Genomic DNA, 10,504 nt, shown 5'->3' with positions numbered 1-10,504 from the left:
CGCGCCCCGCCCGCCCCCCCCCCCGCCCCCCCCCCGCGCCCCCCCCCCCACCCCCCCCCCCCCCCCCCCCGGCCCGCCCCCCCCCCCCCCCCCCCCCCCGCCCCTGTTCTGTGCGCTGTTGCTACAGGGCCACGCCCAACAGGGCGTCCACGGCGCGGGACACGACGCCGGGGGCGCCCTCGTCGCTGCCGCCGCGGTCCCGCTGGAGAGCCGCCCAGCGGTCGACGGCGGCGAGCGCGGCCGGGGCGTCCAGGTCGTTCGCGAGGGCTTCGCGCATCTCCTCGACGAGCGTCACCGCGGAGGGGCCGTCGGGCCGTGAGACGGCGGCACGCCACCGTCCGAGCCGGGCGACCGCGTCCGTCAGTACCCCGTCGGTCCACTCCCAGTCGGAGCGGTAGTGGTGGGCGAGCAGGGCGAGCCGGATGGCGGCCGGGTCGACGCCCTCGCGGCGCAACGCTGAGACGAAGACGAGGTTGCCCCGGGACTTCGACATCTTCTCGCCGTCGAGGCCGACCATGCCGGCGTGGACGTACGCCTTGGCCATGGGGAACTCGCCGGTCAGGACCTGGGCGTGCGAGGCGCCCATCTCGTGGTGCGGGAAGGCGAGGTCGGAGCCGCCGCCCTGCACGTCGAAGCCCATGCCGAGGTGGTCCAGGGCGATGGCCACGCACTCGATGTGCCAGCCGGGGCGGCCGCGGCCCAACGAGCCGCCGTCCCAGCTCGGTTCGCCCTCGCGGGCGGCCATCCAGAGCATCGGGTCGAGCGGGTTCTTCTTGCCCGGGCGGTCCGGGTCGCCGCCGCGCTCGGCGGACAGGAGCCGCATCGCGGCCGCGTCGAGGTTCGAGACCTTGCCGAAGTTGGGGTCGGACCCGACGGAGAAGTAGGTGTCGCCTTCGAGTTCGTAGGCGGCACCGGCGTCCCTGAGGCGCTCGACGAGCGGCACGATGCCGGGTATCGCCTCGACCGCGCCGATGTAGTGCTTCGGGGGCAGCATGCGCAGGGCGGTCATGTCCTCGCGGAAGAGCGCGATCTCCTTCTCCGCGAGGGCGACCCAGTCGACGCCGTCGCGCACGGCGCGCTCCAGGAGCGGGTCGTCGACGTCGGTCACGTTCTGGACGTAGTAAACCTGCCGCTTCGTGTCGAGCCACACGCGCTGCACGAGGTCGAACGCGTTGTAGGTCGCCGCGTGCCCCATGTGGGTGGCGTCGTACGGCGTGATGCCGCAGACGTACATACGGGCGATGTGACCGGGGTCCAGGGTGACCAGACCGCCGGTCGCGGTGTCGTGGATCCGGAGGTCGCGGCCCTTGCCGGGCAGGGCGGGGACCTCAGAAGCGGGCCAGGCATACATGTCATGAGCGTAACCGGACGGATAATCCGTTTACGAACCGGACCAGGCCGTATGGCCGGTGAGGCGCTCTTGCGCGCCCTCCCGTCCCCGTGCTGCTAGACCGGCGGCCACGGAATGGCCGGCCACTCCCCGCTCGGCTCGGGATGCTTCCCGTCCGCGAGCAAGGCGTCGACACGCGCGCGCGTGGCATCGAGTTCCACGTCGGTGATCAGCTCGGCGAGCTTCACGGCGAGCCCGCCGCCGTCCCTCAGCGCCTCCCTGAGCGCCTGGAGGACCTCGATCGCCTCCGGAGTGAGCGGCTCGCCCGCCCAGCCCCACAGGAGGGTGCGCAGCTTGTTCTCGGCGTTGAAGGTGACGCCGTGGTCGATGCCGTAGAGCCGCCCCTCGTCGGCGGGCAGCAGATGACCGCCCTTGCGGTCGGCGTTGTTGATGACGGCGTCGAGGACGGCGAGCCGACGCAGCCGCTCGTCGTCGGCGTGCACCAGGAGGGCCGTCTTCCCCTCGCCGACCTCGGCGAAGCCGATGGCCTTCCAGCCCTCCTCGGGCTCCTCCGCGTCGACCAGGGCGAGGAGTTCGGACTCGGCCGCCGCCTCGATCCACAGCTGGCACATGCCCTCGCCGTACGGCCCGTCGCGCAGCACGGTGGTCGGCACGAGGCCCCAGCCGGTCGCCTCGGAGACTTCGTAGGCGGCGACCTCGCGCTGGGCGAGGTTCCCGTCGGGGAAGTCCCACAGGGGCCGCTCCCCGGCGACGGGTTTGTATACGCAGGACGCCTCGCGGCCCTCGTACGTCACGGAGCAGAACAGCACCGCGTTCGAGGCCTCGCGGATGCGTCCGCGTACTTTCAACTCACCCTTGGACAACAGCTCGGCCGTGGTCACGCTCCGCGGCGGTATCCGTTCTGGCGCGGACATACGTGTCCTTCCGGGTCGAGCGGGAGGCTGCACAGCGGGCAGGGCGGACGGCCGGCGTTGACGACGTCCAGGGCCCGCTTGGCGAAGGCGCGGGCCTGGGCTCCGGTGAGGCGGACCCGCAGCATCGGGGGGCCGTTCTCCTCGTCCTGGAGCAGGCGCTCCTCGGCCTCGGCGAGGTCCTCGTCGGTGTCGGCGTCGAGCTCGACGAGGGCCTGCGCCTCGACGATCATGCGCTGCTCCTCGCCGTCCCAGGCGAGCGCCATGGTGCCGACGCGGAACTCCTCCTCGACCGGCGTCTCCAGCGGACGGGTGTCGGAGATCTCGGTGGGGGTGACGGCCGGGACGGCCGCGCTGCCGCCACTGCGCCGTACGACCTCGTCCAGAAGCTCGTCCATGCGCTCGGCGAGCGCGGCGACCTGCGTCTTCTCCAGGGCCACGCTGGTCACCCGAGGGCCGGAGGCGGCCTGGAGGAAGAACGTACGGCGCCCGGGCAGACCGACCGTACCGGCTACGAAGCGGTCCGGCGGGTCATAGAGGAACACCTGACGGGACACGTCCTGTCTCCATTGGAATCGACTGCTGACAAGTGCGGCGCTACTGCGACCGCTTCACCCTACTGCGGCCGACGATCACGGTGCGCCCGCGCCGCCCCCGACCGTGGCCTCGTCGCCCGGGGGCTCCTCGCGCGGCGCCAGGGACGCGAGATCACCGGTGTCCCCGAGCCGTACGACATAGGGCCTGAGACGGGTGTAACGGATCGCGGTGATGGAACACGGTTCTACGGAGATCCGCTGAAAGAGGTCCAGATGAAGTCCGAGTGCGTCCGCGACAAGGGACTTGATGATGTCGCCGTGCGAGCACATGAGGTAGACGGCGTCGGCGCCGTGATCGCGCTCCACGCGCGCGTTCCACTCGCGTACGGCCTCGGCCGCGCGGGTCTGCATCGCCCGCATCGACTCACCGCCGGGGAACGCGGCGGCCGAGGGGTGCGTCTGGACGACCTCCATCAGGGGCTCGTCCATGAGCTCGGCGAGCTTGCGGCCGGACCAGTCGCCGTAGTGGCACTCCCCGATCCGCTCCTCGGTGTGCGGCCGCAGGTCGGGGCGGGCCTCCAGGAGGGGCTGGAGGGTCTCCAGGCAGCGCTGCAGCGGGCTGGTGACGACCTCGGCGATCGGCAGCGCGGCGAGCCGTCCGGGGAGCGCGGCGGCCTGGGCGTTGCCCCGCTCGTCGAGGGCGACACCGGGTGTCCAGCCGGCGAGCACTCCCCCGGTGTTGGCGGTCGAACGTCCGTGCCGGACAAGGATCAACGTGGGCATGGGGCCAAGGGTAGGCGCACGCCACCCGGCGAAGGGCCGCGCCGGTGTCGAGGGGCCGGGCGCGCGGAGGCCCGAAGGGTCGAGCACGGTCGGCCCCTCGACACCGGCTTGGGCGGCCCGGAGGCGAAAATGTCAACGTGCGGCTTCGGGCGGACGGCGGGAGAATACGCACCGTGATCGTCGACTACGCCATCTACCGTGACGGACGCCGGACGGAGGGGCCCGGCGACTTCTCCGACGGCCTCGACCACTGCCGTCGCGTGGGCGATGCCTTCGTCTGGATCGGCCTCTACGAGCCCACGGAGAAGGAGTTCGACAAGGTCACCGAGGAGTTCGGGCTGCACCCGCTGGCCGTCGAGGACGCCCTGACCGCACATCAGCGCCCCAAGCTGGAGGTCTACGACGACTCGCTGTTCGTGGTCCTCAAGCCGGTGGGCTACGAGGCCGACAGCGACGCGGTCACCTCCGGCGAGGTCATGGTCTTCGTCGGCGACTCCTTCGTAGTGACCGTCCGGCACGGTGAGGAGGCCCCACTGGCGGCCGTACGGCACCGGCTTGAGGAGGAGCCGGAGATGCTGCGGCACGGGCCCACGGCGGTGCTGTACTCGATCGCGGACGCCATCGTCGACCACTACGTGGACGTGGCGGGCGAGTTGCAGACCGACCTGGAGGAGCTGGAGGCGGCGGTGTTCTCGCCGACCGGCGGCGGCTCGCGGACCACGGCGTCGCGCATCTACACCTTCAAGCGGCAGATCCTGGAGTTCCGAAGGGCCACCGGACCGCTCGCGCAGCCGCTCGCCCGGCTCGCGGGCGTCGGCTTCGCAGGTGACCGGGTGCCGTTCGTGCACGACAAGTCGCGGCCGTTCTTCCGTGACGTGAACGACCACCTGATGAAGGTCAACGAGTCCGTGGAGGGCCTGGACCGGCTGGTCTCGGACGTCCTGTCGGCGCATCTCGCGCAGACCAGCGTCCGGCAGAACGACGACATGCGGAAGATCTCCGGATGGGCCGCCATGGCCGCGGTCCCCACGATGATCGCGGGGATCTACGGCATGAACTTCGACCACATGCCGGAGTTGCACTGGCTGTGGGGATATCCGGCGGTGATCCTGCTGATGGCCGCCCTGGAGTTGCTGCTGTACCGGACGTTCAAGCGGCGCGGCTGGCTGTAGCGGACTCCGCTCCGGCTCATGCGAACTCGGGTGCCGCGGTGGCCGGTCCGCCGAGGGCGTCGCGTCGTTCCGGCATCCTCAGGGACACCATCCGCCGCCAGCCGCCGAGCCGTTCGTACGCGTAGACGGCGTGGATGCCCGCGGCGAGCGCGGCCGACTTGGCGCGCGGCCAGCCGAGGACGCGTCCCATGTGGGCCATCACCGCGAGGCTGACGTCCCGGTAGATGCGGATCTCCGCCAACGCGCACTCGCGCAGCGTCCGTTGGATGGCGCGGCCGTGTCCGGCGGCCGCGAAGCGCAGCAACTCCTCGTGGCAGTAGGCGAGATGGTTGTCCTCGTCGTTCGAGATCATCCGTACCGCGCGGCCGAGGTCGGGGTGGTCGGCGAAGTGCCTGCGCAGCAGGTCCATCTGCTCGGAGGCGCGCTGTTCGGTGACCCGGCTGTGCGCGAGGTAGGTGACGACGTCCTGGACGGTCAGTGCCGCCTCGCCCTTGAGCTTCTCGTGCGCGAGACCGATGCCGTGCCGCTCCAGGAGCATCGTGTAGTCGGTGTCGGCGGGCACCTGGACGGGTTCGAGGCCGCGCTTCTTCAGAAGGGCGTTGAAAATGCGCCCGTGCTTGTCCTCGTCGGCGCCGTGCCGGCTGATCTTGGGGGCGAGGTCGCGTTCGGCCGGCGGGACGAGCACGGCGATGCGCCCGTTCTCCCAGCCGCCCTGGGACTCGCCGCTGGCCGCGATGGAACAGAACAGCCGGAACGACTCGTCGTTGTCGAGGATCTCCTGGAACAGACTCTTGGCCGAAAGCATCTGAAGGCACCTCCATGCAGGATTCCGCCGCATACCGCAAAGAACGAGTCAAATGCGACGTCAGAGGTGCTGCAACAGCAGTGTCGGACAACTCCGCCAAAAGGAGGACTGCGGATGTCCCGCCGGGGGCGTAACCGCACGGCCCGCCGCGCGTTGTTCCCCGTGACGGCCGTGGCGGGGAAGACCCCCCGAGCCCCCACCACGGCCGTAGAAAACTTCCGTACTACAGAGCCGCGTTACGCGAGCCCCGCGCGCTCCAGTGCCTCGGTTCCGGCACGGAGCGCGGCGATCCGCTCCTCCAGGGTCCAGCCCGCCGGGGCGAGCGTCAGGGTGGTGACACCGGCCGCCGCGTACTCCTTCATCCGGTCCGCGATGCGGTCCACGGAACCCAGCAGCGTCGTCTTGTCGATCAGGTCGTGCGGGATGGCTGCCGCGGCGCCGTCCTTGTCACCGGCCAGGTACTTGTCCTGGATCTCGGCAGCCGCCGCCTCAAAGCCCATGCGCTGCGCCAGCTTGTTGTAGAAGTTCTGCTGCCGGCTGCCCATGCCGCCGACGTACAGCGCGGTGTACGGGCGGAAGGTGTCGGCGAGCTTCTCGACGTCCTTGTCGTCGCCGAAGGCGAGCGGGACCGTCGGGACGATGTCGAAGCCTTCGAGGGTCTTCCCGGCCTTCTCGCGCCCGGCACGCAGGTGCCTGATGGCGGTGTCCTCCAGGTGCTCGGCGGAGGGGAAGATCAGCAGCGCGCCGTCGGCGATCTCGCCGGTCTGCTCCAGGTTCTTCGGGCCGATCGCCGCGATGTACAGCGGGATGTGCTCGCGCTCCGGGTGCACGGTCAGCTTCAGGGGCTTGCCGGGGCCGCCGGGCAGCGGCAGCGTCCAGTGCTCGCCGTCGTAGGACAGGCGCTCGCGGGTCATCGCCTTGCGGACGATCTCGACGTACTCACGCGTGCGTGCCAGCGGCTTGTCGAACCTGACGCCGTACCAGCCCTCGGAGACCTGCGGGCCCGAGACGCCGATGCCGAGGCGGAAGCGGCCGCCGGAGAGGGAGTCGAGGGTCGCGGCGGTCATCGCGGTCATCGCGGGCTGGCGGGCCGGGATCTGGAAGATGGCCGAGCCGACGTCGATGCGCTCGGTCTGCGCGGCGACCCAGGTGAGCACGGTGGCCGCGTCGGAGCCGTAGGCCTCGGCGGCCCAGCACACCGAGTAGCCGAGGCGGTCGGCCTCCTGCGCCACGGCGAGGTTGTCGCCGTCCATTCCGGCACCCCAGTAGCCGAGGTTGATCCCGAGCTGCATGGCAGACCCCTTACCGATCAGTAACGTCGCTGTTGTGCCGACCCTAGCGCGAGGTCGTCCGAGCGGACAGGACGGGTGCCGGTGAGCGGTCACGGAGCGTGCCGTGCGACGGACTGTGGATCATCGTGGAAATCGGTTATCCACAGGCAACCACAGGGCAGGTTCAGGCCAGTAATCTCGGCGTTCATGGAGCAGAGGCATCTCGGCCGTACCGGCCTTCGTGTGTCCCGGATCGGACTCGGCACCCTCACGTGGGGGCGCGACACCGACGAGCATGACGCCGCGGACCTGTTGAAGGCGTTCTGGGAGGCCGGCGGCACCCTCGTCGACACGGCGGACGTGTACGGCGACGGGGAGGCCGAGTACCTGCTCGGACAGCTCATAGAGGGGCTCGTGCCGCGCCGGGACCTGGTCATCTCGACGAAGGCGGGGAGCGTACCCGACCCCGACCGCCGCTTCGACGGCTCGCGCGGCCATCTGCTCGCCGCGCTGGACGCCTCGCTGGCCCGTCTCGGCACGGACTACGTCGACGTGTGGCACATCCACGGCTTCGACCCGTACACCCCGCTGGAGGAGACCCTCCAGGCCCTCGACCTGGCGGTCAGCAGCGGGCGGGCGCGTTATGCGGGCGTCTCGAACTACTGCGGCTGGCAGCTGGCCAAGGCGGCGACCTGGCAGCTGGCGGCGCCGGGCACGCGGACGCGGCTGGCGAGCACGCAGCTGGAGTACTCGCTGCTGCAGCGGGGCGTGGAGCGCGAGGTGCTGCCGGCCGCGCTCGACCTGGGCATCGGGCTGCTGCCCTCCTCGCCGCTCGGGCGCGGGGTCCTCACCGGCAAGTACCGGCACGCGACCCCGGCCGACTCGCGCGGCGCCTCGGAGCACATGGCTCCCTTCGTCGCGCCGTACCTCGACGACACGGCGACCCGCATCGTGGACGCGGTGACCATCGCCGCGGACGGGCTCGCCGTGACGCCCCTCCAGGTCGCCCTCGCCTGGGTCCGCGACCGGCCCGGGGTGGCCGCCCCGATCGTCGGCGCGCGCAACGCGCAGCAGCTCACGGCCGCATTGTCAGTGGAGGCCCTTAGTCTTCCTGACGAGATCTGCCGAGCGCTCGACGATGTGTCGGCGCCTCTGCACCGCTATCCCGATCACGACTGGAGCACGCTGTGAGCACGGACCCGGAGACCACGGAGACCTCGCCGTCCGAGGACACGGGCACGGACGCCGGGGAGGGCGCCGAGGGCACGGGGCAGGATGTGACCGCGGAGATCGAGGAAGGCGCCGAGAGCACGGCTCCCGAGAGCGCCGGTGAGGACCCGGCCGCACAAGACACCGACGGCACCGGTGAGGCCAAGGCCGAGGCCGCCGCCCCCGAACTGTCCGAGGCGGCCGCCGAGTTGCTGGCCCAGAAGCTGGAGCGGGAGCGGATCGAGCGGCGGAAGGCGGAGAAGGCCGGGCCCATCGTGGCCGGGACCAAGCTCAGCGGGACGGCCGCCGATCTGCTCGCGGCGGTACGGGCCGTGGAGAGCGGCGAGAAGCCCGTGACCACCCCCTTCGCCAAGCCGGAACCCACCCCGCGCCGGTCCGCCGCCCCCGAAGCGGTGCGCCGGCCACAGCCTGTCCCGGCCGAGCCCGGCGCCCCCGCGGCGGAGACCGTCGAGTCCGTACGGCTCGTGCTGGCCGAGGGCGGTGCGCCCGAGACGCTCGCGGCCCAGGTCGCGGCGGCGCTCGGCGAGAGCGGGGACGATCAACTCCGCGAGGACCCTTGGCAGTTGCTGCGCGTCCCGGGCGTACGGCCCGAGCAGGCCGACGGGTTCGCGCGGGCACTGCTCGGCGCCGAGTGCGCGCCGGACGACGAGCGGCGGGGCCGCGCGGTCGTCGGCTGGCTCCTGGAGCAGGCGGCCCTCGCCGGGCATACGGCCCTGGAGGCGTCGGCGTTGACGGCCGCGCTGGCCAAGCAAGGGGTGCCCGACCCGGACGCGGCGACGCAGAGCGCCATCGCGGAGGGTGAAGTACTGGTCTTCCAGGACGCGTTGGACGAGCCCGCGGTCCCGGTGCAGCGCACGTACGACGCGTCCGAGGAGGACACCGAGGCCGAGGAGCGTCCGGTCCGCGTGCTGATCGGCCTGGAGCGGTACGCGCTCGCCGAGGAGAGCCTCGCCGACGGACTCGCCAAGCTCATCAACTCGGTGCCGAAGGAGGACGGTTCGGCGGCGGACTGGGAGCAGGCCGGCGCCGCCAAGGGCTCCACCGGCGAGCTGATCCGCGCGGTCGCGGGCCATGGCCTGGTGCTCCACACCGGCGGGGAGGCGTCCCTGGAGGAACCTGCGGCACTGCTCCGCGCGGCGGCGGGTTTCGGGCTGCGCGCCTGGGCCGCCGCCCACAGCCCGGTGGGGCGGGACCGGTTCGCCGCGTTGCTGACCCGGAACACGGAATCGGAAAGGCCGTCCTCCGCCGAGTCGGACAGCCCCGCCCCGGATGACGGCCCCCGCGCCGCCACCGTCGCCGGACTGCTGGCCGGTGCCGAAGGCCCCGGGCGGGACGCGGACGGTGCCCTCGACCTCGATCTGCTCGTCGTGCTCGACGCGCCTCAACTGGACGTCGAGACGGCGGCGTTGGTCAGTGAGTCGCTGCCGGACGGGGCCCGGCTGGTGCTGGCCGGGGACCCGGCAGTGTTGTGGTCGGCGGGTGCCGGGCGGGTCTTCGCGGATCTGCTCGCGTCGAAGGCCTGCCCCCAGATCGTCTCGCGGCGGCCCGACCTCGGCCCCGTGGGCGAGCTGGTCTCGGGCATCGGCATCGGTGAGCTGAACCAGGTGGAGGCTCCCGGCAAGGAAGTCGTGATCGTGCCGGTGCGCGACGCCGGTGAGGCCGTGCACCGGACCGTGCAGCTCGTCGCCGACTCGGTGCCGCGCGTGATCGGTGTCCCGGCCGAACAGACGGTGGTGATCACGCCGGGCCACGGCGGCGCGGCCGGCACCCGTGCCCTCAACGTGGCGCTGAAGGAGCGGCTCAACCCCGGCCCCGGCCGATTCGGCGGCTTCGACCCCGGCGACCGGATCGCGTACTCCCCCGCCCCGGGCCGTACGGTTCCCGGCCGGGTGGTGGACGCCGACGCCGAGGGGCTGCACCTGGCGTGCGCCGACGGCCCCGTCGTCGTACCGAAGGAGCGGGTCGAGCAGTCCGTGCGGCACGGGTGGGCGCTGACCGCGCACCAGGCGGTGGGGGTGCGGTGGCCCGCGGTGGTCGTGGTGCTGCCGGGGGACGCGGCGCAGGCGCTCAGCCGGCCGTGGGTGTACACGGCGTTCAGCCGGGCCGATCGTCACCTCTCCGTGGTGCACGGTGTGGACCAGGCACTGCCCCGGGCCGTCGCCGAGGTCCCGGCCAAGCCGCGGACGACCCGGTTGCCGGTGCTGCTGCGGCCACAGGTCCCGGCGGAGGTCTGAGCCCGGACGGCACGGACGACAGACGGCGGGGGGGGGGGGGGGGGGGGGGGGGGGGGGGCGCGGGCGGGGGGGGGGGGGCGCGGGGGGCGGCGCGGGGGGGGGCGCGCCGCGCCGCGGGGGCGGCGCCCCCCCCCCCGCCGGCCCCCGGCCCCCCCCCCCCCGCGGCGGGGCCGCGGGGGCCCCCCCCCCCCCCCCCCCCCCCCCCCCCGCC

9 protein-coding genes are annotated in these 10,504 nt (G+C 72.5%); 3 read left to right on the top strand and 6 right to left on the bottom strand.

Annotated elements, in window-relative coordinates; genetic code table 11:
* Nucleotides 1–121: 121 nt before the first annotated feature.
* From mshC to ACGFY9_RS33265, 4 genes are all read right to left on the bottom strand, one after another.
* Nucleotides 122–1,351, bottom strand: coding sequence for a cysteine--1-D-myo-inosityl 2-amino-2-deoxy-alpha-D-glucopyranoside ligase (gene mshC, locus ACGFY9_RS33280; protein ID WP_393760340.1), 1,230 nt, complete (start codon nt 1,349–1,351; stop codon nt 122–124).
* 95 nt (nt 1,352–1,446) lie between these two features.
* Entirely contained in the window at nt 1,447–2,265 is an 819-nt protein-coding gene (locus tag ACGFY9_RS33275; RefSeq protein ID WP_393760338.1) for an SCO1664 family protein, read from the bottom strand.
* Nucleotides 2,229–2,819 (bottom strand): DUF3090 domain-containing protein, encoded by a 591-nt coding sequence (locus ACGFY9_RS33270; protein WP_033283700.1) that lies wholly within the window; start codon nt 2,817–2,819, stop codon nt 2,229–2,231. The genes ACGFY9_RS33275 and ACGFY9_RS33270 overlap by 37 nt, the downstream gene beginning before the upstream one ends.
* Before the next feature lie 75 nt (nt 2,820–2,894).
* Entirely contained in the window at nt 2,895–3,581 is a 687-nt protein-coding gene (locus tag ACGFY9_RS33265; RefSeq protein WP_393760336.1) for a histidine phosphatase family protein, read from the bottom strand.
* A gap of 173 nt (nt 3,582–3,754) precedes the next feature.
* Between ACGFY9_RS33265 and corA the strand changes: the two genes are divergently transcribed.
* Nucleotides 3,755–4,753 carry a magnesium/cobalt transporter CorA gene (gene corA / locus ACGFY9_RS33260; protein ID WP_393760334.1) on the top strand — a complete coding sequence of 333 codons (999 nt, stop codon included), beginning with the start codon at nt 3,755–3,757 and terminating at the stop codon, nt 4,751–4,753.
* Nucleotides 4,754–4,769: 16 nt separating this feature from the next.
* Here corA and ACGFY9_RS33255 read toward each other — a convergent pair whose 3' ends face one another.
* Nucleotides 4,770–5,558: a ferritin-like domain-containing protein gene (locus tag ACGFY9_RS33255; protein WP_393760332.1), complete on the bottom strand. Its 789-nt coding sequence runs from the start codon at nt 5,556–5,558 to the stop codon at nt 4,770–4,772.
* Between the two features lie 236 nt (nt 5,559–5,794).
* Nucleotides 5,795–6,850: an LLM class F420-dependent oxidoreductase gene (locus tag ACGFY9_RS33250; protein WP_393760330.1), complete on the bottom strand. Its 1,056-nt coding sequence runs from the start codon at nt 6,848–6,850 to the stop codon at nt 5,795–5,797.
* Between the two features lie 186 nt (nt 6,851–7,036).
* Between ACGFY9_RS33250 and ACGFY9_RS33245 the strand changes: the two genes are divergently transcribed.
* Both ACGFY9_RS33245 and ACGFY9_RS33240 read left to right on the top strand, forming a co-directional pair.
* Nucleotides 7,037–8,020: an aldo/keto reductase gene (locus tag ACGFY9_RS33245; protein ID WP_393760328.1), complete on the top strand. Its 984-nt coding sequence runs from the start codon at nt 7,037–7,039 to the stop codon at nt 8,018–8,020.
* Nucleotides 8,017–10,293 (top strand): helix-hairpin-helix domain-containing protein, encoded by a 2,277-nt coding sequence (locus ACGFY9_RS33240; protein WP_393760326.1) that lies wholly within the window; start codon nt 8,017–8,019, stop codon nt 10,291–10,293. The genes ACGFY9_RS33245 and ACGFY9_RS33240 overlap by 4 nt, the downstream gene beginning before the upstream one ends.
* The last annotated feature ends 211 nt before the right edge of the window (nt 10,294–10,504 follow it).

The organism is Streptomyces sp. NPDC048504, assembly GCF_043200035.1.
Classification (GTDB): domain Bacteria; phylum Actinomycetota; class Actinomycetes; order Streptomycetales; family Streptomycetaceae; genus Streptomyces.
This window is presented reverse-complemented; position numbering and strand designations above follow the sequence as displayed.